This window comes from Oryzihumus sp. JJN4-3R (genome assembly GCF_057747915.1).
The window spans coordinates 346,465-368,605 of sequence record NZ_CM173229.1 but is presented as its reverse complement, the minus strand read 5'-3'; the positions used below and the strand labels follow the sequence as shown (position 1 = coordinate 368,605).

The window sequence follows — 22,141 nt, the reverse complement described above, 5'->3', positions numbered from 1 at the left end:
GGCGCGGTGGGCGTCAGGGGAGGTGGGGCAGGGGCCAGACCTGGCCGGTGCCGCTGTCCACCAGGGCCGCCCGCGAGGCCTGCGCCACCAGGGGCAGCACCTCGAAGACCACGGCCGCCACCGCCCCGACCTGGTCCAGCCGGACGCGCGGCGCCAGCGTGCAGTGCGGCACCCACGACCCCGGCACGTAGCTGCGGTGCAGGTCGAAGCCCCCGAGCGCCGTGGCCACCTGCTCCTGGCGGCGCAGCACGTCGCTGGTCACCGCCGGCGCCAGCCAGACCCGCCCCCGCCGGAACGTCCCCAGCGCGTCGAACCGCAAGGTCACGGCAGGGCCGGCGGGCAGGGAGGCGACCACCCGGCACACCTGCTCGGGGTCGCCCCGGCGCAGCACTGCATAGGACAGGTGCGGCAGGTGGTGCCCGTGGGTGTGGCTGGCCATGCTCGGCACCCCGGCGGCCTCGACCCGCTCCCACAGCCGCCGGACCGCGCGTTCGGCGGCCGGGTCGAGCAGGAGGCACACAGCCAGGGCCATGACTGCCACGGTACGACCGATAGGCTCCGGGCAATGAGCACGACCTCGCACCCCCTCGTCATCGCGATCGACGGCCCCTCTGGCTCCGGCAAGTCCAGCGTGTCCCGCTCGGTGGCCGACCGGCTCGGCCTGGCCTTCCTGGACACCGGCGCGATGTTCCGGGCGCTCACCTGGTGGTGCCTCGACCAGGGCGTCGACCTGCACGACGAGGCCGCCGTCGCCCGCGCCGCCCGCGAGCTGCCCCTGACGATGGTCACCGACCCGCAGGCCCCCGGCGTGCAGGTGGCGGGCACCGACGTCGGCCAGGCCATCCGGGAGACGCGCATCTCCGAGCAGGTCTCCACCGTGGCCACCAACCTGGAGGTGCGGGCCGAGCTGCGCCGCCGCCAGCGCGAGATCATCGCCGACTGCCGCGAGCGCCTCGGCGGTGTCGTGGCCGAGGGCCGAGACATCACCACGGTGGTCGCCCCCGACGCCGACGTGCGCGTGCTGCTGTGGGCCAGCGAGGAGGCCCGCCTGCGCCGCCGCGCCAAGGAGCTGCACGGCCACGCCGAGGCCGAGGCCGTCGCCGCCACGCACGCCCAGGTCGTGCAGCGCGACAAGAAGGACTCTGCGGTGTCCTCCTTCATGGAGGCCGCCGAGGGCGTGACCACCGTCGACACCTCCGACCTCGACTTCGAGCAGTCGATCGAGGCGGTGCTCGAGGTCGTCGCGGCCACCGTCGGGTCGCGTGCCTGAGGCTCCCTCCGCGCGGGGCGCCCGGGCCGGCTGGCGGTTCGGTCGCGCCCTGATGCACTCGCTGTGGCGGGTGCAGGTGGTCGGCGCCGAGCGGGTCCCGCACGACGAGGCCGTGGTCCTGGTCTCCAACCACCTCGGCTTCCTCGACGGTCCGCTGGTCTTCGGCGTCGCGCCCCGGCCGGCGCACTTCATGGTCAAGCGCGAGATGTTCGCCGGGCCGCTCGGCTGGGCCCTGCGCACCGTCGCCCAGATCCCGGTCGACCGCACGACCGGCGACCGCGAGGCCCTCGGCAGCGCCCTGGCCGTGCTGCGGCGCGGGGGAGCGGTGGGCGTCTTCCCCGAGGGGACCCGCGGGCGCGGCGACGTCGCCACGGTCCAGCAGGGTGCCACCTGGCTGGCGCTGCAGTCCGGGGCACGCGTCATCCCCGTCGCCTGCCTGGGGACCCGACCGCACGGCCGCGGGACCGGGGCCCTGCCGCAGCTGCGGTCGCAGGTCGCCGTGGTCTTCGGTGAGCCGTTCCGGCTCGAGACCCCTGCCGGTATGCCGGGTCGGGACCGCCTGCGTGCGGCCACCGAGCAGCTGCGGGCCCGGCTCGCCGAGCACGTCACCACGGTCAGCGCCAGCACCGGCATCGCGCTGCCGGACGAAGCACCCCTGTCCATGCGGGACAATGGATGATCCCCACCCGACCGAACGACCCCGAAGAGGACCCTGCCGTGAGTGAGCACCCCGAGACCATCGACGCCATCGAGAGCGATGACGCCTCGGTCGAACGTGCCCTGCGCGCCGGGCTGGACGACTTCGACCTGAGTGAGGAGGACCGTGCGCTCCTGGAGCGCGACGGCTCCCAGGTCGGCGGTGACGCCGAGACCGGCCCGCTGCCGGTCGTGGCCATCATCGGCCGGCCCAACGTGGGCAAGTCCACCCTCGTCAACCGCATCCTCGGCCGGCGCGAGGCCGTCGTGGAGGACGTCCCCGGCGTCACCCGTGACCGCGTCGCCTACGACGCCGAGTGGTCCGGTCGCCGGTTCACCCTGGTCGACACCGGCGGCTGGGAGGTCGACGCCACCGGCATCCACCTGCGCGTGGCCGAGCAGGCCGAGGTCGCCGTCGAGCTCGCCGACGTCGTGATGTTCGTCGTCGACGCCACCGTGGGCGCCACCGACACCGACGAGGCCGTGGTCAAGCTGCTGCGCCGCTCGGGCAAGCCGGTCATCCTCGTGGCCAACAAGGTCGACGACATCCGCGCCGAGGCCGACGCGGCGATGCTGTGGTCCTTCGGCCTGGGCCAGCCCTGGCCGGTCTCGGCCCTGCACGGGCGCGGCAGTGGTGACGTGCTCGACGCCGTGCTCGACGTCCTGCCCGAGTTCTCCGCCGCCGGTGGCGCCTACCAGCGCGGCGGCCCGCGCCGGGTGGCCCTCATCGGCCGCCCCAACGTCGGCAAGTCGAGCATGCTGAACAAGCTCGCCGGTGAGGAGCGCGTCGTCGTCGACAACGTCGCCGGCACCACCCGCGACCCGGTCGACGAGTTCATCGAGCTGGGTGGCAAGACGTGGCGCTTCGTCGACACCGCCGGCATCCGCCGCCGGGTGCACCAGACCCGCGGCGCCGACTTCTACGCCTCGCTGCGCACGCAGACGGCCCTGGAGAAGGCCGAGGTGGCCGTCGTCCTCATCGACGCCGAGCAGTCGATCGCCGAGCAGGACATCCGCGTGGTGCAGCAGGTCATCGACGCCGGCCGGGCGCTCGTCATCGCCTACAACAAGTGGGACACCCTCGATGAGGAGCGCCGGTACTACCTCGAGCGGGAGATCGAGAAGGAGCTCGTGCAGGTCCCCTGGGCCCCGCGCGTCAACGTCTCGGCCCGCACCGGGCGCCACCTCGACAAGCTCGTCCCCGCCCTGGAGACGGCCCTGGAGTCGTGGGACACCCGCGTCCCCACCGGCCGCCTGAACGCCTTCCTCGGTGAGGTCGTCGCCGCGCACCCGCACCCGGTCCGCGGCGGCAAGCAGCCCCGTGTGCTGTTCGCCACGCAGGCCTCGACGCGCCCGCCGCGGTTCGTGCTGTTCGCCAGCGGCTTCATCGAGGCCGGCTACCGCCGCTTCCTCGAGCGCCGCCTGCGCGAGGAGTTCGGCTTCGAGGGCACCCCGATCGAGGTGTCGGTCCGGGTGCGCGAGAAGCGCCGCAAGTAGCCGCTTGGGGAGGGTGGGCACCCCGGTGACCACCCGCGATACCCCCGAGGGCAGGGCGATTCGGAGGCTGGGGCGCGCGTGCGCTAAGGTTTCGTCTCGCTCACCCGAGCGGTTCCGGGACGTGGCGCAGCTTGGTAGCGCACTTGACTGGGGGTCAAGGGGTCGCAGGTTCAAATCCTGTCGTCCCGACGGAACGCACAACGACGAAGGCCGTCGCCGGATCACCCCGGTGGCGGCCTTCGTCGTTGGTGGCGAGCCGCATGACGCGGTACCCGAGGACTCGCATAGGCTCGTGACGTGGAGGAAAAGGTGGATCTGGCGCACTCGCAGCGCTCCCTGGTCGTGGTCAGCGACCGGGTCTTCACGCTCCCCAACGTCCTGTCCATGCTCCGGCTGGTGGGCGTCCCGCTCTTCCTCTGGCTCATCCTCACCCACCACGACGGCTGGGCCCTGACCGTCCTGGCCCTGTCCGGCATCAGCGACTACCTCGACGGCAAGATCGCCCGGCACTTCGGGCTCATCTCCCGGGTGGGGCAGCTGCTGGACCCGCTGGCCGACCGCCTCTACATCCTCTCGACCCTGCTGGGCCTGGCGTGGCGCGAGATCATCCCGTGGTGGCTCGTGGCCATCCTCCTCGCGCGCGAGGTGTTCGGCACCGTCCTGCTGCTGATGGTGCGCCGCAAGGGCGTCGTGGGACTGCCGGTGCACTTCGTCGGCAAGGCCGCCACGTTCAACCTCCTCTATGCGTTCCCGCTCATGCTGCTCGGCGAGGGCAGCAGCTCCTTCGCCGCGGTGGCGCTGCCGGTCGGCTGGGCCTTCGCGTGGTGGGGCGTAGCCCTCTACTGGGTGGCCGCCGTCATGTACGCCGTGCAGGTGCGCGACCTGTTGCGTTCCCTCAAGCAGGAGCAGGCACAGGAGGGGGGACAGGCGGGGCAGGTCCACGCGGCTCAGGCGGCGCGGGAGCAGGCGTCGCCGAGGCCGATGCACCAGCCGTTGCCGGGGTCGCAGCCCGGGGCCGGTCCGGTCGGCCACCAGCAGGCCGGGGCGGAGCAGGCGGGGGCGGAGCAGGCATGAGCGGCGGGGCTTCGTCGGCACCACGGTCAGGGGCTGGTCCGGACCCGGGCACCCCTCCGGCTCGCCGCGTCGACGCCTCCATGTCGCTGATCAACGAGCTGATGCGACAACCGCTCGACCCGGGCTACGCGGCCGCCGCCGACACGCGGGCGCGGGCCGGCCTGCCTGCCTCCACCGGCCTGCGCACGCCCCTGCTCGTCGTCGGTGCCGCGCTGATCGGGGTGCTCCTGGTCGTCGGCGCGTTGTCGCTGCGGGTCCCCGCCACCGCCGCCAGCAAGGCCAAGCAGCAGCTGATCGCCGAGATCGACTCCCGCCGCAAGGCGATCGACAACCAGAACGCCCGTGTCGCCCGGCTGCGGGGTGACATCGACTCCGCCCAGGCCCAGCAGCTCCAGCTGCAGAGCCAGGGGGAGCTGCTCACCCAGCTGCGCGCCGAGGAGCTGGCCACCGGTGCCATCCCGGTCACCGGGCCGGGGCTGACCCTGACGATCGACGACGCCAAGACCGACAAGGGTGCCGGCGGCACCGCGGTGGACCCCCGGGCGAGCCAGCAGGCCGATCAGGGCCGGGTCATCGCCCGCGACCTGCAGATCGTCGTCAACGGGCTGTGGGCCGCCGGCGCGGAGGCCATCGCCATCAACGGGGAGCGACTCACCTCCCGGGCCGCGATCCGCTTCGCCGGTCAGGCGATCCTCGTGGACTACCGCCCACTGACACGGCCCTACGTCATCACGGCGATCGGCGACCCCAACTCCCTGCCCGCGGAGTTCGCCGCCACCGATGGCGGGGCCTACCTGCAGTCCCTGACGGACAACTACGGCATCCGCGCCGACCTCAAGAGCAGCGACAGCCTGAGGCTGCCGGGAGACTCGTCCCTGAACACCCGCGTGGCCCGGCCCGAGGGCGCCGGGTCGTCCGCGACCTCGCCCCCGACGACAACGGAGACCGCACCGTGATCCCCGCACTCGGCCTGCTCGCCGGCATCCTGGCCGGCCTGCTGCTGCACCCGACCGTCCCGCTGTGGCTCCAGCCCTACCTGCCCATCGCGGTGATCGCCGCCCTCGACGCCGTCTTCGGCGGCGTCCGGGCGGTGATGGACGGCATCTTCAACGACAAGGTGTTCGTTGTGTCGTTCCTGTCCAACGTGGTCGTGGCCGCCCTCATCGTCTTCCTCGGCGACCAGCTGGGCGTGGGGTCCCAGCTGTCCACCGGCGTGGTGGTCGTCCTCGGCCTGCGGATCTTCTCCAACGTGGCGTCCATCCGGCGTCACCTGTTCCGGGCATGAGCGACCAGCCAGGCCGGCACGAGGCCACGCCGGCGACCGAGCTGCCCGCCCCCACCGAGTCGGCGTGGCGGCGGCTGCGCGACGTGGCCCGGCCCACGGCCACCAAGGCGCAGGCCTTCGCCGCCCTCCTCGCGCTGGTGCTGGGCTTCGCCATCGCGACGCAGGTGCGCCAGACCCAGGAGCAGGGCCTGGAGTCGCTGCGGCAGAGCGACCTGGTCGGCATCCTCGACAACATCAGCCAGAGCCAGGCGCGGCTGGACGCCGAGGCGCGGACCCTGCAGACGACCCGCGACCAGCTGGTCAACGGCTCCGGCGCCGCGGCCCTCGACGCCGCCCGCGAGCGCCGGGACGCCCTCGGGGTCCTGGCCGGCACCCTGCCCGCCTCCGGCCCGGGTATCACGCTGACCATCGGCGACCCGCAGCGCAAGGTCACCGCCCCGGTCCTGCTGGACACCCTGGAGGAGCTGCGCGACGCCGGCGCCGAGGCGGTGCAGATCGGGTCGGTGCGCGTGGTCGCCAGCACCTCGTTCACCGACGCCGGTGACGGCATCCAGGTCGACGGCACCAAGCTCCAGGCGCCCTTCACCATCACGGCCATCGGCGACCCGCCGACGATGGCGGCCGCCATGGACATCCCCGGAGGCATCGCCGAGACGGTCCGCGGGCTCGGGGCCGTGCCCCGCGTGACCCAGTCGGAGAACCTGCGGATCGATGCGTTGCAGACGCTGCGCACGCCTCGTTACGCTCGCCCGGTGTCCACGCCGACCCCGTCGTCGTGAGGACCACCTGGACCATCCGCGGCCGGATTCCCCTGCTGTGCCTACGCCTTCAAGGAGCACCATGAGCGACCTGGACTACCCGACCGATCTTCGCTACACGGCGGAGCACGAGTGGGTCGGGCCGGAGGCCGACGGCGTGGTCCGCATCGGCATCACCTCCTACGCCCAGGACGCGCTCGGCGACGTCGTCTACGTCAGCCTCCCGGCCGTCGGTGACACCCTCGAGGCCGGCTCGGCGTGCGGCGAGGTCGAGTCGACCAAGTCCGTCAGCGACATCTACGCCCCCCTCGCCGGTGAGGTCGTCGAGGTCAACGAGGCGCTCGACGCCTCGCCCGAGCTGGTCAACACCGACCCCTACGGCCAGGGCTGGATGTATGCCGTGCGGCTCGCCGACGCCGGCGCCCTGGACGCGCTCCTCGACGTCGAGTCCTACCGCTCCCAGCTCTCCTGAGCGCCCCGGTCGACCCTGCGCGGTCGGCTGAGTGGAGGATCACGGGGGAGGGGTTTGGGTCGATTGTCCAAACCCCTCCCTCATCCTCAAGTAGTGGTCTAGGGTTGAGGCTCCCTGAGGCCCAACCGCCCCGAGAAGCGAGGTTGCCCACCATGACCGAGAGCGAGCAGGAGCGTCCGATCCGCTCCGGCGAACCCACCACGATGCGCTTCCAGGGCATCGGGGAGATCGAGCACGTCGAGACCGGCGAGTTCGAGGAGGGGCTCTCCGCGGCCGACCAGGCGACCGTCGACGCGCTGCGTGAGGGCACCGCCCTCCTCGTGGTGCTGCGGGGCCCGAACACCGGGGCCCGCTTCCTGCTCGACGCCGACGAGGTCAGCTCGGGCCGTCATCCCGACTCGGACATCTTCCTCGACGACGTGACCGTCTCGCGCAAGCACGCGACGTTCCGCCGTGAGGCCGACAGCTTCGTGGTCCGCGACGTCGGCTCGCTCAACGGCACCTACGTCAACAAGCAGCGCATCGACGAGGCGGTCCTGCACACCGGTGACGAGGTGCAGATCGGCAAGTTCCGGCTCGTGTTCTACGCCGGCACGGGCTCGCCCGTCGCCTGACCTGAGTGCCGTGTCGCCCGAGCAACCGCCTCGGCGGATGACCATCGGTGCGGTCCTGTCGGCGCTGCGCGAGGACTTCCCCGACGTCACCATCTCCAAGATCCGGTTCCTCGAGTCCGAGGGTCTGGTCAGCCCGCAGCGCACCGGCTCCGGCTACCGCACCTACGCCGAGGCCGATGTCGAGCGGCTGCGCTACGTGCTGACCGCCCAGCGCGACCGGTTCTGGCCGTTGAAGGTCATCCGCGAGGCCCTGGACGCGATGGACCGCGGTCTGGAGCCGCCGGAGCCCACGGCCAACGGCGGCTCCGCGGCGCGGGTGCCGGAGCTGCGCCGCGACCGGCGCCTGCCGCAGCCGGCCGACCTGACCGGCTCGCGCCGGCTGCGCCTCACGGCCTCCGAGCTGTGCACCTCCGCGGGGCTGGAGCCCGACACGCTCGAGGCGCTGCAGACCTTCGGGCTGGTGCGTCCCGACGAGGAGGGCTACTTCGGCGAGCCCGAGCTGGAGGTCGCCAAGGCCGCTGGTGCCCTGGCCTCCTACGGCCTCGAGGCGCGGCACCTGCGCCCCTTCCGGACCGCGGCCGACCGCGAGATCGGCCTGGTGCAGCAGGTGACCCGGCCGGTGCGCGGCCGGGGCCGGGACCGGGACGCGAATGGCACCGACCCCAACGGCACCGATTCGGCCGGGGAGCTGCTTGCCCACTGCATCGCCCTGCACACGGCTCTGGTCCGCGCGGGGCTGCGTCGCGCCTGAGCGCGTCACTGCGCCCAGATCGAGCGAGTACCGTTGCGGGTGTGAGAGAGCTCGACGTCCTCGGCGTCCGTGTCGAGATGCCCACCAACCAGCCGATCGTCTTGCTGAGGGAACGGGACGGCGAGCGCTACCTGCCGATCTGGATCGGTGCAGCCGAGGCCACGGCCATCGCCTACGCCCAGCAGGGCGTCGTGCCGCCCCGGCCGCTGACCCATGACCTGCTCAAGAACGTCATCAGCGACCTCGGCCACACGCTCTCCGAGGTGCGGATCGTCGCCCTCAAGGAGGGCGTCTTCTACGCCAGCCTCATCTTCGACGGCAGCCTCGAGGTGAGCGCACGCTCCTCCGACGCGATCGCCCTGGCGCTGCGCACCGGCACCGCGATCATGGCCGAGGAGTCGCTGCTGGACGAGGCCGGGGTGGCGATCGCCCAGGACGAGGACGACGAGGTGGAGCGGTTCCGGGAGTTCCTCGACCACGTCTCGGCCGAGGACTTCCAGAGCGGCGAGGGTGGCCAGCCCGGCGAGGTGGAGCCGGAGTCCGACGAGGGGGACGGTCCCCGCGCGGAGTGACGCTCGAGTGACGCGCGAGTCAGGCGACGAGTGCCAGGGCGTCGAGCTGGGCTCGACGTCGTGACCTGCACGAACCCGCCGGGAGCGCGACGTCCACCTCACCTCAGTCTCCAGTTGAGGTCGAGTGTTGTGCTCGGCGCCGCGACACGCCGGGACCCTGACCTCGAGGGGTGATTGACGAGCCCCGGGGGTGGCCGTACCGTCAAAGTCAAACCACGGCTATGTAGTTACACGGGAGGCAGGCGTGAGCCCCACCGGAGATGCGCAGCACGGCAACCCGCCGGTGCCCCCGGCTGCCCAGGGGTTGCTCTTCACCGACGACCTCCCCCAGCTGAGCGAGGACACCGGCTACCGCGGCCCCACGGCCTGCAAGGCGGCCGGCATCACCTACCGCCAGCTCGACTACTGGGCCCGGACCGGCCTCGTCGAGCCGTCGGTGCGCGGCGCCACCGGCTCGGGCACCCAGCGGCTCTACAGCTTCCGCGACATCCTCGTGCTGAAGGTCGTCAAGCGCCTTCTCGACACCGGCGTCTCGCTCCAGCAGATCCGCGTCGCGGTGACCCACCTGCGCGAGCGGGGCGTGGAGGACCTCGCCCAGATCACCCTCATGAGCGACGGCGCCAGCGTCTACGAGTGCACGTCCGCCGACGAGGTCATCGACCTCGTCCAGGGCGGCCAGGGCGTCTTCGGTATCGCGGTCGGCCGGGTCTGGCGCGAGGTGGAGGGCGAGCTCGCGCAGCTGCCCAGCGAGCGACCCGAGGACGAGGCCCCGGCCGCGCACCCCGGCGACGAGCTCCACGCCCGACGCAGCGCCAGGCTCATCAGCTGACCCACACCTGACGCACACGCTGCACCAACTCGACCCGGGCCCGGCGCCCGGGTCGAGCCATGTCCGCCCGGTGGTAGATTTCCGGTGCTGACAACCCTGTGTGGGAGAGACCCCGTGGCCGGCTCGTCCGGGGCGCGGGGCGCCGAAGGGGCAAACTCCCCGGAACCTCTCAGGCGCCAGGACCGCACGGGTGAGGCAACTCTGGAACTCACCGACCGGCATACCCGGTCTGGGGTGACAGAGGGGGAGGCGACACCTCAACCAACGGCCAGCTCCGCTGGTCCCGCGACAGGAGCCTCATGTCCCACGCCGCCCGCACCCCCCAGCACGCCGAGCCGGACTTCGTCTCGCGGCACATCGGCCCCACCGACGCCGACGTCACCGAGATGCTCAAGGCCGTGGGCCAGGCCAGCCTCGACGCCCTCGTCGACGCCGCCGTGCCCGGGGGCATCCGCGCCGAGCGTCCGCTGCGGGTGGAGGCCGCCCCCAGCGAGGAGGCGGTGATCGAGGAGCTGCGCCACCTCGCCTCCCGCAACACCGTGCTGACCTCGATGATCGGGCTCGGCTACTACGGCACGCTCACCCCGCCGGTCGTGCGCCGCAACGTGCTGGAGAACCCCGCCTGGTACACCGCCTACACCCCCTACCAGCCCGAGATCTCCCAGGGCCGGCTCGAGGCGCTGCTCAACTTCCAGACCGTGGTCACCGACCTGACCGGGCTGGCCACCGCCGGGGCGTCGCTGCTCGACGAGGGCACCGCCGCGGCCGAGGCGATGACCCTGATGCGCCGCTCCAGCAAGGTCAGCCAGGACGCCGTGCTCCTCATCGACGAGCACGCCCTGCCGCAGACCGTCGCGGTCATCCAGACCCGGGCCAAGCCGCTGGGCCTGGGCGTGGTCGTGGCCGACCTGACCGCGGTCACCGACCCCGAGTCCCTCACCGCCGCGGCCGGCGGCCGCCCGGTCTTCGGCGTCCTCGTGCAGTACCCCGGCGCCGACGGCGCGGTCCGCGACTGGCGGGCCCTGACCTCCGCGGCCCACGAGGCGGGGGCGCTCGTCACCGCGGCCGCCGACCTGCTCGCCCTGACCTTGCTCACCCCGCCCGGGGAGTGGGGCGCCGACGTCGCCGTCGGCAATAGCCAGCGCTTCGGCGTCCCGATGGGCTTCGGCGGCCCGCACGCCGGCTACATGAGCGTGCGCGCCGGCCTCGAGCGGTCCCTGCCAGGCCGCCTCGTCGGGGTCAGCGTCGACGCCGACGGCCACCGGGCCTACCGCCTGGCCCTCCAGACCCGCGAGCAGCACATCCGCCGCGAGAAGGCCACCTCCAACATCTGCACCGCACAGGTGCTGCTGGCCGTGATGGCCAGCATGTATGCCGTGTGGCACGGCCCGCAGGGCCTGGCCCGGATCGCGCGCCGGGCCCACGCCCACGCCGCCGCCCTGGTCGAGGGGCTGCGCGCCGGTGGGGTCAACGTCGAGACGACCGACTTCTTCGACACCATCACGGCGGTCGTCCCCGGCCGGGCCGGCGAGGTCGTGGCCGCGGCGGCGGCCCGCGGGGTGAACCTGTGGCAGGTCGACGCCGACCGCGTCTCGGTCAGCACCGACGAGACGACCCACCTGGCGGACCTGCAGGCGGTGTGGGCCGCGTTCGGCGTCACCGGCCTGACCGAGGTCGCCGACGTGGAGCCGTCCTGGCCGGCAGGGCTGGTGCGGGACTCGGCATACCTGACCCACCCCGTCTTCCACACCCACCACAGCGAGACCGCCATGCTGCGCTACCTGCGGCGCCTGGCCGACAAGGACTACGCGCTGGACCGCGGCATGATCCCGCTGGGCTCGTGCACGATGAAGCTCAACGCCACCACCGAGATGGAGGCGGTCACCTGGCCGGAGTTCGCCGGGCTGCACCCGTTCGCGCCGGCCAGCCAGACAGCGGGCATCCGCGAGCTGATCACCGACCTCAGCTCGTGGCTGTGCGAGATCACCGGCTACGACGCGGTGTCGCTGCAGCCCAACGCCGGCTCCCAGGGTGAGCTGGCCGGACTGCTGGCGATCCACGCCTACCACGAGGCCCGCGGTGACACCGCCCGCACAGTCTGCCTCATCCCCGCGAGCGCCCACGGCACCAACGCCGCCAGCGCCGTGATGGCCGGCATGAAGGTCGTCGTCGTCAAGACCGCCGAGGGCGGCGACATCGACATGGACGACCTGCGGGCCAAGGTGGAGCAGCACCGCGACCAGCTCGCCGCGATCATGGTCACCTACCCCTCCACGCACGGGGTGTTCGAGGACACGATCAGCGAGCTGTGCGCCCTGGTGCACGACGCCGGCGGGCAGGTCTACGTCGACGGGGCCAACCTCAACGCCCTCGTGGGCGTGGCCCGACCGGGCAAGTTCGGGGCGGACGTCTCCCACCTGAACCTGCACAAGACGTTCTGCATCCCGCACGGTGGTGGCGGCCCCGGTGTGGGCCCGGTCGGCGTGCGCGCCCACCTGGCGCCCTACCTGCCCAACCACCCGCTGTCGGCCGAGGCCGGGCCGGAGACCGGGGTGGGCCCGATCTCGGCGGCACCGTTCGGGTCGGCCAGCATCCTGCCGATCTCGTGGGCCTACGTGCGGCTCATGGGGGGCGCGGGGCTGACCAAGGCCACGCAGACGGCCATCCTGTCGGCCAACTACGTCGCGGCCCGGTTGCGCGAGCACTACCCGGTGCTCTACTCCGGCCACGGCGGGATCGTCGCCCACGAGTGCATTCTCGACCTGCGCGAGATCACCCGGACGACCGGCGTGACCGTGGACGACGTCGCCAAGCGGCTGATCGACTACGGCTTCCACGCGCCGACCATGTCGTTCCCGGTCGCCGGCACGTTGATGGTGGAGCCGACCGAGAGCGAGGACCTCGCCGAGCTCGACCGCTTCTGTGACGCGATGATCGCGATCCGCGCGGAGGTCGAGCAGGTGGCCCGGGGCGAGGTGGCCGCGGCCGACAGCGTGCTGCGCCACGCCCCGCACACCGCGCTGTCCCTGGTCGGGGAGTGGGAGCACCCCTACGACCGGCACGCCGCCGCCTACCCGCACGGGGTCGACCCGGGCGCGAAGTACTGGCCGCCGGTGCGCCGCATCGACGGGGCGTTCGGCGACCGCAACCTCGTCTGCTCCTGCCCGCCGCCGGAGGCCTTCGAGGACTGATCCCGGAGGGCCGAGGGCACCCACGATCGAAGGCCCTTGACCGGGGCCCTTGACCGAGGGCCCACGATCGAAGGCCCGCGACCGAGGGGCCGGGGACGCCGTACGCGGCGACCCCGGCCCCTCGGCGTGTCCTGATGCCCGGGGTTACGGCCTGGTGAAGGTCAGGTGGGTGACCCCGCTGGGGGTTGAGACGGTCTCGACGTCGAAGCGCTGCTCCATCCCCTCCAGACCGTCCCACAACCGCTCGCCCCGGCCCAGCAGGATCGGGACGACGACGACGTGCAGGTGGTCGACCAGGTCGGCGTCCAGGAAGGCGCGCACCGTGGCCGGGCCCCCACCGATCCGCACGTCGCGTCCGCCGGCGGCCTCGCGCGCCTGGGCCAGCGCCTCGTGCGGTGTGGCGTCGATGAAGTGGAAGGTCGTCCCGCCTTCCATCTGCACGGACGGGCGGGGATGGTGGGTCAGGACGAAGACCGGCGTGTGGAAGGGCGGGTTCGGTCCCCACCAGCCGGTCCAGTCGTGGTCCTCCCACGGCCCTCGTTGGGGCCCGAACTTGTTGCGCCCCATGATCTCGGCGCCGATGCCGGGGTCCCAGGCCTGTGCCATCGCGTCGTCGACGCCGGTGCTCCCGCCGTCCTTGCCTTGCATGGCGCGGAACGCGCTGGTCTGGAAGAACCAGTCGTGCAGCCGGCCGCCGGCGTGGCCGAACGGGGACTCCAAGCTCTGCCCCTCACCGGTGCCGAAGCCGTCGAGGGAGATGGCGAAGTTGTGGACCCGTACGCGCGACATGGGGACGCCTCTCACTGGTGGTTGGGGGTGGGTCAGGCGGCGGACTCGTCTTCAAGTGTGACGCTGACCTCGGAGCCGCGCTGGGTCTTGGACACACGCAGCTGGACGGGGATCCGTTGCCGCAGCTCGGCGACGTGGCTGACGATGCCGACGGCACGACCTCCCTCGCGGAGCCCGTCGAGCACGGCCATCACCTGCTCCAGGCTCTCCTCGTCAAGGGTTCCGAACCCTTCGTCGACGAACAGGGTCTGCAGGTCGAGTCCTCCGGCCTCCGCCTTGACCGCGTCGCCGAGCCCGAGGGCCAGGGCCAGCGAGGCCATGAACGCCTCGCCGCCGGAGAGCGTGGAAGTGTCACGCGGCAGGCCGGTCCAGGCGTCCCGCACCCGGAGCCCCAGTCCGCTGCGGGCTCCGCGGGCTGCGAGGGCGTCGGTGTACTCCAGGGCATAGCGGCCGTCGCTCATCGTCCGCAGCCGCTCGTTGGCCAGGAGGGTCACCTCCTCGAGGCGGGCCGCGAGGACGTAGGAGGACAACCGCATCCGCAGGGCGTTGTTGGCGCTCGTGCCAGCAACGCAGTCAGCGACCTCCTGGACCAGGGCCGCCTCGTCCTCGGCGGGACCGAGCCGGTCGAGGACCGCGGTGACGGCGGCGCCCAGCTGGCGCAGCTGGGAGCTGGCTCGCTCTGCGAGGGTGTGGCGGTCGCGGGCAGCGCCGAGCGACCGGGCGGTGGAGTCCCGCTCCCCGGCGAGGTGCTGCAGGTCCGGTGCCGGGGCCCGACGGGCAGCCACGACCTCGGGCTCGGCGAGCCGCGCCGTGGCCTGGTCGCGACGACGATCCACCTCGCGGACCTGGGCCTCGAGCTCACGGACCTGGGCCTCGGGCACCGCGGCCGCGCGGACGGCATCGACGTCGGGGAATCCGCCCTGCTGCAACGACTCCCGGAGGCGGGCCGCGGTGGCCTCGGCGGTCGAGGCCGCGGTGGCCAGGGTGCGGACGGCCTGTGCCAGCTCGCGCACCTCGTCCGCGAACGCCCCGTGCGCCTCGGCACGCAGTAGCGGGCTGGAGCCGGGATCGCCGTGGTCATCGGGCCTGTCGCCGTCACGACCGGTGCCGTCACGACCGGTGCTATCACGACCGGTGCCATCGGGGCCGTCACCATCAGTGCCGACGCCATCGGGGTTGGCGTCGACCCGGTCGGCGCGGTCGAGGTCGGGCTCGTCATGGCCGCCGACGCCGACCGCGCAGGGGCAGTCGGCGTCATGCTCGGCCAGGAGGGTCCGCGACAAGGCGGTGGAGTCCTCCAGCCGTGTCCGGGACGCGGCGGCGAGCGCTCGTGCCGTGTCCCGCCCGGAGAGGAGCTCGCCCTGGTGGGTACGCAGCGCCTCCACCCCGGCGGCGAGCTCTGCGGCCTGCACCTCGGCCGCGGCGAGCGCCGCGCCGGCCGTGCGAGCCTGCTCCCACTCGCGTCGGGCGTCCTCCAGCTCGGTGGCCAGCTCGTCCGTGCTCTGGTCGACGCCGGTGAGCTCCTCGGCCCGCGCGGCGATGGCAGCGCTGAGGGCGGCGACCTCGCCGGCCAGTGCCGTCTCCGCCGCGGCGGCCTCGGCGACCACACCCTCGGCCGCGTCGACCTCCGCAGCGGTGACGACGTCGGTGTGCCGGGCCGGGCTGGGGTGCTCGCACGCCCCGCACACCGGGCACGGGTCACCCTCGTGCAGCCCCGCGGCCAGCTCGCCGGCCATGCCCGTGAGTCGACGCTCCCGCAGGGAGACGGCCACCTCGCGGGCGTCGAGGGTCGCGGCCCGGGCCTGGGCCAGCGCGCTCTCGAGCTCGGCCAGACGGGGCCGCGCGCGGTCCTGCTCGGCCTGCAGGCGGTGGCACCGCGTCACGCGCTCGACGCGTGACTCCAGCGTGCCGGCCGTCGCCGCTCGCTGGCGCAGGGTCACCAGCCGGGCCGCGGCCTCCTCGGCGCGCTGGGTGGCGGTCGTCAGCTCGCCGGCCACGTCTGCGGCGCCCTGCTCACGGGTGTCGGCGTCACGGGTGTGCCGCTCGACCTCCGCGGCCAGGTCGGAGAGCGAGTCGGCCAGGGCGACAGCGCGGTCGAGGGGGGCCGACGCGGCCTCGAGTCGCCCGGCAAGGGCCTCGACCGCCTCCAGTGCAGGGAGAGCGTCGCCCGCCGGCTCCCACCCGAGGTCGGCCGCCAGCGGGGTGGCCCGGGCGACGACCTCTTCCTCGGCGGCGGCCCGGCTGGCCGCGGCGTCATCCGCGGCGCTGAGGTGCCCGGTGACCGCAGCCGCCCTCCGAGCCGCGGCGATCGTCGTGGTCGCGGCCTCGTAGGCGGGCCCGGCGGACGCGAGCGCCTCGAGCTCGGTGACGGCCCTGGCGGCAGCCTCCTGGAGCTCGGCGGTGCGCCGGCCGGCGTGGAGGGCTGCGTCGGCGGCCTCGTGGCGGCCCTCGGCCAGGGAGCGGGCGGCGAGCGCGGCCCCCGCGTGCTGGCTCACCGCGGCCTGCAACGCCGTCAGGGCCGGGCCCACCTCGGTGCGCGGCAGCTCGGACCAGTCCGGCAGCACCAGCGGGTCGGCGTCTGCCGCGGCTCCATCGGCCGAGGCTGCGGCTTCGTCCGGCGTGACGTCAGCATCAGCATCAGCGTCACCGTCGGCGTCGTCCTGGGCCTCGCCGAGGTCGAGCAGCTCCACGGCCGTGTCGACCTGGGCGAGGTGACGCGCCAGGTCGGCCCTGGCCTCCGCCAGGCCGGCGGCCAGGTCACGACGCCGCTCGGTCAGCCACGCCTCGATGTCGGTGAACCGGGAGGTGTCGAAGAGCTTGGCGAGCACCGCGCGCCGGTCCTCGGGGTTGGCCCGCAGGAACGCCGCGAAGTCGCCCTGCGGCAGCAGCACCACCTTGATGAACTGCTCCAGGCCCATGCCCACGACGTCCTGGATGACCTGGGCCACCTCGTCGTTGCGCGTGCCGCGGTTGACCCAGCTGCCCTCGACCAGCTCCTCGAGGACGACCGAGGCCTGCACCTTGGTGGTGCCGGTGCCGCGCTTCTTGGGGCGCTGGAACTCCGGCGAGCGCACGACCTCGAACCGGCGCCCCGACGCCGTGAACTCCAGCCGCACCTGGGGCACGGCTCCCTCGGCGGCGTGGTCGCTGCGCAGGCTGGCACGGGCACCGGAGCGCGCACCCGGCAGCGCGGCATACAGGGCGAAGCAGATCGCGTCCAGGATGCTCGTCTTGCCGGCGCCGGTCGGGCCCTGGATGAGGAACAGGCCGGAGCGGGACAGCTCCTCCAGGTCGACCTCGCACTCACCGGCGAACGGCCCGAACGCCGTGATGCCCAGCTGGTGCAGCCTCATGCGGCACCGCTCTCGCGGCCCTCGCCCGCGCCGGCCTGCCCCTCGTCGTCGTGGGCCGCCCGGTCGTGCCGGGCCCCCTCGACGGCGGTGGCCAGCAGGGCGCGCTCCTCGTCGGTGGCGGCGTTGCCCCCGCGGACGTGGCTGAGGAAGTCGCAGCAGACGTCGAGGTCGCCCCGCTGCCGGACCGCCGCCGCCCGGGACATGGGCAGCTCCCGGACGCCCTGGGGGTCGAACTGGACCACGAGGGTGTCGGGGAAGCGCTGGCGCAGCCGCTCCATCGCCGCCATCGGCCGCACGGCGTCGGTCAGGGTCACCTGGCACCAGGCGGCCTCGGCGCCGGCGTGCCGCGGGTCGGCCAGCAGGTCCTCGAGCTCACCGCGCAGCACCGCCAGGGGCTTGTGCACCGGCGCCTCGACGGCGGTCACGTCCACGCCGCCCGAGTCGAGGTCGACCAGCCAGGAGCCCTTGGTGTGGTTGACCTCCGAGAACGACAGCGCGACCGGGGAGCCGGAGTAGCGCTGCCCCTCGGCGACCTCCTGGCGTCCGTGCAGGTGCCCGAGGGCGACGTAGTCGACCCCCTCGAAAGTGCGGGGGTGCACGGCGCTGACCCCGCCGACGCTGATGTCGCGCTCGGACTCGCTCGTGGCCCCGCCGGTGACGAAGGCGTGGGCCATGACCACCGAGGGCCCGCCGCGACCGGCCAGGTCGGCGCGGACCCGGTCCATCGCGGAGCCGAGGACGGCGGCGTGGGTGCGCTCGGGGGCGCCGAGCCGGTCGGCAGCCACCGACGGCTCGAGGTAGGGGAGGGGGTGCACCGCCACGTCACCGACCATCACCGGCTGGCCGATCGTGGCGAGGCTGGTGCGGATGTGCAGCCCGGCCCGAGCGAGCAGCTCGCTGGCGAAGCCGAGCCGGATCGCCGAGTCGTGGTTGCCGCTGGAGAGCACCACCTGCGCCCCGGCGTCGATGAGGCGCGTCACCGTCTCGGACAGCAGCCCCACCGTGTCGGGGGCCGGCAGCGCCCGGTCATAGACGTCGCCACTGACGAGCACCGCGTCGACCCGCTCGGAGCGCACCACCTCGACGAGGTGGTCCAGGAACGCGGCCTGGGCATCGAGCAACCCCACCCGGTGGAAGGACCGCCCCAGGTGCCAGTCGGAGGTGTGGATCAGGCGCACGACGAGAAGGCTAGGGCGAGGCGCCGACACCACCTCGCACCCGCCCCGGCGCGCCCCGGATCACCCTGTGCTACCTCCATCCCGGTATGCCGTGGCTCACCTCGCCCGCGCGGCTCCCCTCCACCATCTGGCAGGGCGCTCGCGGGTGTGGTTGGGTCACGATCAGGGAGGACAAGGCTCAGGGAGGACACCATGGGAGCTGAGGTCACCGGCACGTCGTACAGCCGCGAGCAGCGGCAGCGCTATCGCGAGAAGGTCCGGCAGAACCTCGACGTGTTCGAGCGGATGCTCGCCACCAGCAGCTTCGAGTTCGACCGGCCGATGACCGGCATGGAGATCGAGCTGAACCTGGTCGACTCCGACTACCTGCCCCGCATGGGCAACGCCGACGTCCTGGAGCGGATCGCCGACCCCGGCTACCAGACCGAGCTGGGGCAGTACAACATCGAGTTCAACGTCAGCCCCCGGCCGCTGCCCGGCGACGCGGCGCTGGAGCTCGAGGAGCACCTGCGCCAGAGCCTCAACCGCGCGGAGTCCAAGGCCAACGAGGTCGGCGCGCACACCGTGGCGATCGGGATCCTGCCGACGTTGACGCCGCAGCACTTCACCACCGAGTGGATGAGCATCAACCCGCGCTACACCGCCCTCAACGAGGCCATCTTCAACGCCCGCGGCGAGGACATGTTCATCGACATCGAGGGCCCGAGCGGCGAGCGCCTGGCGACCTACGCCGACTCGATCGCCCCGGAGTCGGCGTGCACCTCCGTGCAGCTGCACCTGCAGGTCGCCCCCCACGACTTCGCCGCGCACTGGAACGCCGCGCAGGCCCTGGTCGCCCCGCAGGTGGCGGTCGGCGCCAACTCGCCGTACTTCTTCGGCAAGCAGCTGTGGGCCGAGACCCGCGTCGAGCTCTTCGCCCAGGCGACCGACACCCGCTCGATCGAGCTGAAGAACCAGGGCGTGCGTCCTCGTGTCTTCTTCGGCGAGCGCTGGATCACCTCGATCTTCGACCTGTTCGAGGAGAACGTGCGCTACTACCCGGCACTGCTGCCGGAGTGCTCCGACGAGGACCCGGTCGCCAAGCTGGAGGCGGGCGAGGCACCGGCGCTCTCGGAGCTGCGCCTGCACAACGGCACCGTCTACCGCTGGAACCGTCCGGTCTACGACCTGGTCAACGGGATGCCTCACCTGAGGGTCGAGAACCGCGTGCTGCCGGCCGGGCCGTCCATGGTCGACGTCCTCGCCAACGCCGCCTTCTACTACGGCGTGGTCAAGATGCTCGCCGAGGAGGACCGCCCGGTCTGGACCAAGATGAGCTTCGCCGCCGCCGAGGAGAACTTCCGCTCCTGCGCCCAGCGCGGCCTGGAGGCCCGGCTCTACTGGCCCGGCTTCGGTGAGGTCCAGGCCGACGAGCTGGTGCTGCGCCACCTGCTGCCGATGGCCCACGCCGGCCTGGAGCGCTGGGGTGTCTCGCAGGCGGTCCGCGACCGGTTCCTCGGGGTCATCGAGGGGCGGTGCACCTCCGGCATCAACGGGGCGTCCTGGCAGGTGGCGTGCGTGCAGCGGCTCGAGGCCCGCGGCGCCGACCGCGCCTCGGCCCTGCGGGGGATGCTCGAGCTCTACGTGGCCGGGATGCACAGCAACGAGCCGGTCCACACCTGGAAGCTCCCCGACTGAGCCGGACCAGCTCGCCACCAGTCGCCATCAGTCAGCACCTGTCAGTGCCGTGCCCCTGCGGCGAGACAGCGCTCACGAGCGGCGTCATCCCATGGGGGACAACGCCGCTCGTGGCCTGTCGGGGGCGCGTCGTATCCTCCGGACATCACCTCCCCTTGACGCCCTTGACGCGACGGAGGAGAGTGGTGAGGGACAGGAGGAGTCATGGACACCCACACCGGCCGCCACCACACGGCCACCCCCGAGCACGGCCGCGACCCCGTCTTCGAGCGCAGGCTGCTGGACCGGGTCGAGCGGCTCATCGCCGAGCGTGGCTCGGTCCTGGCCGCCCAGGGGCGCTCGCTGGCCGACCTCGGCGACGTCGAGGAGTTCGCCGAGCGGATGGTCGCGGCCCTGCCGACGCGTCACGCCTACGACGAGACCCTCGGGCCGTTCTACGACACGGGTGGCCTGGTCTCGTGGCTGGGGATCAGCCGCCAGGCCGTCGCCGACCGGGTGCGTCGTGGCACCCTGCTGGCCTGCCGCACCGCCGACGGCCACCTGCTCTACCCCTCCCTGCAGTTCGGGCGCGACGGCCAGGTGCGTCCCGGGGTGTTCGAGGTCGTGGGTGAGCTGACCCGCCGCGGGGTCGACGGCTGGACCGTCGCGCTGTGGCTGACGACGCCCTCGCCGGCCTTCGAGGGCCACAGTGCCGTCGACTACCTGGTGCTGCACCGGTCCTCGGCCGCGGCTGTCCAGCGGGTCGTGGAGGTCTCGACCGCCGACGCCCAGTCCTGGTCGGCATGACGCCGGAGGCACCCGGGCCGTCCTCACGCGAGGTGGTCGCCCAGCAGCGTCCGCGGACGGCGCTCGCGGGCTTCCCGGCATACCGGCTGGAGACCCGCACCGTGCTGTGCCGCGCGCACCTGGCGACCAACGGGCCGTGGTGGTTCAGCAGCGACGGCGGGGGCCGCTTCGACCTTCTGGCGCCCCGCGGCACCTGCTACCTGGCCACCGACCCGGCCGTCGCCGTCCGCGAGCGCCTCGGAGCGGTCCTCGGGGGCGCGCCGTTCGTGCCGCTGTCGCTGCTGGAGGGGGTCGTCGTCTCGCGCCTCGGCGTGCCGACACCCCGCCGGCTGGCCAACCTGCGGGTCGCCCGCGCGGCCGACTTCGGGGTCACCCGTGAGCTGGAGGTGATGGTGCCGTATGCCGTGCCGCAGGCCTGGGCGCGCGCCCTCGCCGACGCGGGCCTGGAGGGAGTGCGCTACGGCCCGCGCTTCACGCCCGGGCCGGCGTCCTCCGTGGCGCTGTTCGACGAGGCGGGGGCCCGCGACTGGCCGGGCGACCCCGGTCCGGTCCCGGCGGTCGACGTGCCCGGTGCGCCACGCCCGATGCCCGTGCCGCACCGGGCGGACCTCAACGTCGTGCGGCCGCCCGGCACGCGCACCAAGGGTCAGAAGGGTTGAGGCCCAGGCGGTTCGCCCTCACCCCGCCCGTCCCTGGAAGGCCCTGGGGGAGTCGTCCGCGTCAGGGGCGCCTCAGGACTGCGGCGTCCGGTTCCACGAGACGATCGCCGGGGTCTCCCGCTCCCAGCCCAGGACGCTGAGGGACCCGGCGTCCAACGTCAGCTGGGCCCCCAGCCGCGGCTCCTGGCGCAGCCACACGGTCGTGAGGATGCGCAGGCAGTGACCGTGCCGGACCAGGGCGACGTCGCCGTGCTCCAGCGCGGGCCGGACGCGGTCCAGGACGGCCCGGGTCCGGGCGGCCACCGCCTCCAGCGTCTCCCCGGGCGTGGCGCCGGGGGGCACCCCGTCGTCGAAGACGCTCCACCGATGGCCCAGGCGCTCGCGGATCTCGGGCGTGGTCAGGCCCTCGTAGCCGCCGTAGTCCCACTCGACGAGGTCGTCGTCGACCACGGTGTCGGCCAGGCCGGCGAGCGCGGCGGTGCGCCGGGCCCGCTGCAGCGGGGAGGTGACCACGAGGGCGAACCGGCGCCCGCCGAGCAACCCACCCAGGGCGCGTGCCCCGGCCTCACCCTCGGCGGTCAACGGCACGTCGGTCAGTCCGGTGTGCCGACCCGCGCGTGCCCACTCGGTCTGACCATGGCGGACGAGGAGGAGACGGCCCGTGGAGGGGGCGGGTGGCTGGGTCACTCT

General features: G+C 73.3%; 21 protein-coding genes, 1 tRNA gene and 1 riboswitch. Of the genes, 17 read left to right on the top strand and 5 right to left on the bottom strand.

Features of this window, described 5'->3' with window-relative positions; genetic code table 11:
* Window positions 1-13 precede the first annotated feature (13 nt).
* Window positions 14-532: a 2'-5' RNA ligase family protein gene (locus AC3ANM_RS01585; RefSeq protein WP_488286395.1), complete on the bottom strand. Its 519-nt coding sequence runs from the start codon at window positions 530-532 to the stop codon at window positions 14-16.
* Window positions 533-565: 33 nt separating this feature from the next.
* On the opposite strand from AC3ANM_RS01585, the gene cmk reads away from it, so the two are divergent.
* The 14 genes from cmk (at window position 566) to gcvP (ending at window position 13,009) form a co-directional block, all read left to right on the top strand.
* Entirely contained in the window at window positions 566-1,270 is a 705-nt protein-coding gene (cmk, locus tag AC3ANM_RS01580) for a (d)CMP kinase (RefSeq protein ID WP_488286394.1), read from the top strand.
* The gene (locus AC3ANM_RS01575) at window positions 1,263-1,949 is read left to right on the top strand and encodes a lysophospholipid acyltransferase family protein (RefSeq protein ID WP_488286393.1); all 687 of its coding nucleotides are present in this window, start codon (window positions 1,263-1,265) and stop codon (window positions 1,947-1,949) included. Before cmk ends, AC3ANM_RS01575 begins: the two co-directional genes overlap by 8 nt.
* A complete protein-coding gene (gene der / locus AC3ANM_RS01570) occupies window positions 1,946-3,463 on the top strand; it encodes a ribosome biogenesis GTPase Der (RefSeq protein WP_488286392.1) in 1,518 nt (505 codons plus the stop codon). The genes AC3ANM_RS01575 and der overlap by 4 nt, the downstream gene beginning before the upstream one ends.
* A gap of 115 nt (window positions 3,464-3,578) precedes the next feature.
* A tRNA-Pro gene (locus tag AC3ANM_RS01565) sits at window positions 3,579-3,652 on the top strand.
* 120 nt (window positions 3,653-3,772) lie between these two features.
* The gene (gene clsA / locus AC3ANM_RS01560) at window positions 3,773-4,537 is read left to right on the top strand and encodes a cardiolipin synthase ClsA (RefSeq protein ID WP_488286391.1); all 765 of its coding nucleotides are present in this window, start codon (window positions 3,773-3,775) and stop codon (window positions 4,535-4,537) included.
* 80 nt (window positions 4,538-4,617) lie between these two features.
* A complete protein-coding gene (locus AC3ANM_RS01555) occupies window positions 4,618-5,493 on the top strand; it encodes a DUF881 domain-containing protein (protein ID WP_488286390.1) in 876 nt (291 codons plus the stop codon).
* Entirely contained in the window at window positions 5,490-5,822 is a 333-nt protein-coding gene (locus AC3ANM_RS01550) for a small basic family protein (protein ID WP_488286389.1), read from the top strand. Before AC3ANM_RS01555 ends, AC3ANM_RS01550 begins: the two co-directional genes overlap by 4 nt.
* Entirely contained in the window at window positions 5,819-6,601 is a 783-nt protein-coding gene (locus AC3ANM_RS01545) for a DUF881 domain-containing protein (protein WP_488286388.1), read from the top strand. The genes AC3ANM_RS01550 and AC3ANM_RS01545 overlap by 4 nt, the downstream gene beginning before the upstream one ends.
* Before the next feature lie 61 nt (window positions 6,602-6,662).
* Complete coding sequence (gene gcvH, locus AC3ANM_RS01540) at window positions 6,663-7,052, top strand: glycine cleavage system protein GcvH (protein ID WP_488286387.1); 390 nt, start codon at window positions 6,663-6,665, stop codon at window positions 7,050-7,052.
* A 152-nt stretch (window positions 7,053-7,204) separates the two neighbouring features.
* The gene (locus AC3ANM_RS01535) at window positions 7,205-7,666 is read left to right on the top strand and encodes an FHA domain-containing protein (RefSeq protein ID WP_488286386.1); all 462 of its coding nucleotides are present in this window, start codon (window positions 7,205-7,207) and stop codon (window positions 7,664-7,666) included.
* 37 nt (window positions 7,667-7,703) lie between these two features.
* Window positions 7,704-8,417 (top strand): transcriptional regulator FtsR, encoded by a 714-nt coding sequence (gene ftsR / locus AC3ANM_RS01530; RefSeq protein ID WP_488286385.1) that lies wholly within the window; start codon window positions 7,704-7,706, stop codon window positions 8,415-8,417.
* 41 nt (window positions 8,418-8,458) lie between these two features.
* On the top strand, window positions 8,459-8,989 hold the full coding sequence (locus AC3ANM_RS01525) for a bifunctional nuclease family protein (protein WP_488286384.1): 531 nt from the start codon (window positions 8,459-8,461) through the stop codon (window positions 8,987-8,989).
* Window positions 8,990-9,233: 244 nt separating this feature from the next.
* Window positions 9,234-9,818, top strand: coding sequence for a MerR family transcriptional regulator (locus AC3ANM_RS01520; protein WP_488286383.1), 585 nt, complete (start codon window positions 9,234-9,236; stop codon window positions 9,816-9,818).
* A gap of 91 nt (window positions 9,819-9,909) precedes the next feature.
* Window positions 9,910-10,013: riboswitch (glycine riboswitch) on the top strand.
* A gap of 104 nt (window positions 10,014-10,117) precedes the next feature.
* On the top strand, window positions 10,118-13,009 hold the full coding sequence (gene gcvP, locus AC3ANM_RS01515; protein WP_488286382.1) for an aminomethyl-transferring glycine dehydrogenase: 2,892 nt from the start codon (window positions 10,118-10,120) through the stop codon (window positions 13,007-13,009).
* A gap of 144 nt (window positions 13,010-13,153) precedes the next feature.
* On the opposite strand, the gene AC3ANM_RS01510 is transcribed toward gcvP, so the two are convergent.
* From AC3ANM_RS01510 to AC3ANM_RS01500, 3 genes are read right to left on the bottom strand one after another with little or no spacing between them, the layout of a single operon-like run.
* Window positions 13,154-13,798 carry a dihydrofolate reductase family protein gene (locus AC3ANM_RS01510; protein ID WP_488286381.1) on the bottom strand — a complete coding sequence of 215 codons (645 nt, stop codon included), beginning with the start codon at window positions 13,796-13,798 and terminating at the stop codon, window positions 13,154-13,156.
* 32 nt (window positions 13,799-13,830) lie between these two features.
* A complete protein-coding gene (locus AC3ANM_RS01505) occupies window positions 13,831-17,151 on the bottom strand; it encodes an AAA family ATPase (protein WP_488286380.1) in 3,321 nt (1,106 codons plus the stop codon).
* The gene (locus AC3ANM_RS01500; protein WP_488286379.1) at window positions 17,148-18,329 is read right to left on the bottom strand and encodes an exonuclease SbcCD subunit D; all 1,182 of its coding nucleotides are present in this window, start codon (window positions 18,327-18,329) and stop codon (window positions 17,148-17,150) included. Before AC3ANM_RS01500 ends, AC3ANM_RS01505 begins: the two co-directional genes overlap by 4 nt.
* Window positions 18,330-18,521: 192 nt before the next feature.
* Here AC3ANM_RS01500 and AC3ANM_RS01495 point away from each other — a divergent pair, with 192 nt between their 5' ends.
* From AC3ANM_RS01495 to AC3ANM_RS01485, 3 genes are all read left to right on the top strand, one after another.
* Window positions 18,522-20,006, top strand: a complete 1,485-nt coding sequence (locus AC3ANM_RS01495) for a glutamate-cysteine ligase family protein (RefSeq protein WP_488286378.1) — start codon at window positions 18,522-18,524, stop codon at window positions 20,004-20,006.
* Window positions 20,007-20,210: 204 nt separating this feature from the next.
* Complete coding sequence (locus AC3ANM_RS01490) at window positions 20,211-20,792, top strand: hypothetical protein (protein WP_488286377.1); 582 nt, start codon at window positions 20,211-20,213, stop codon at window positions 20,790-20,792.
* Window positions 20,789-21,451: an RES family NAD+ phosphorylase gene (locus tag AC3ANM_RS01485; protein ID WP_488286376.1), complete on the top strand. Its 663-nt coding sequence runs from the start codon at window positions 20,789-20,791 to the stop codon at window positions 21,449-21,451. Before AC3ANM_RS01490 ends, AC3ANM_RS01485 begins: the two co-directional genes overlap by 4 nt.
* 72 nt (window positions 21,452-21,523) lie before the next feature.
* On the opposite strand, the gene AC3ANM_RS01480 is transcribed toward AC3ANM_RS01485, so the two are convergent.
* Window positions 21,524-22,138, bottom strand: coding sequence for a histidine phosphatase family protein (locus AC3ANM_RS01480; RefSeq protein ID WP_488286375.1), 615 nt, complete (start codon window positions 22,136-22,138; stop codon window positions 21,524-21,526).
* Window positions 22,139-22,141: the final 3 nt, after the last annotated feature.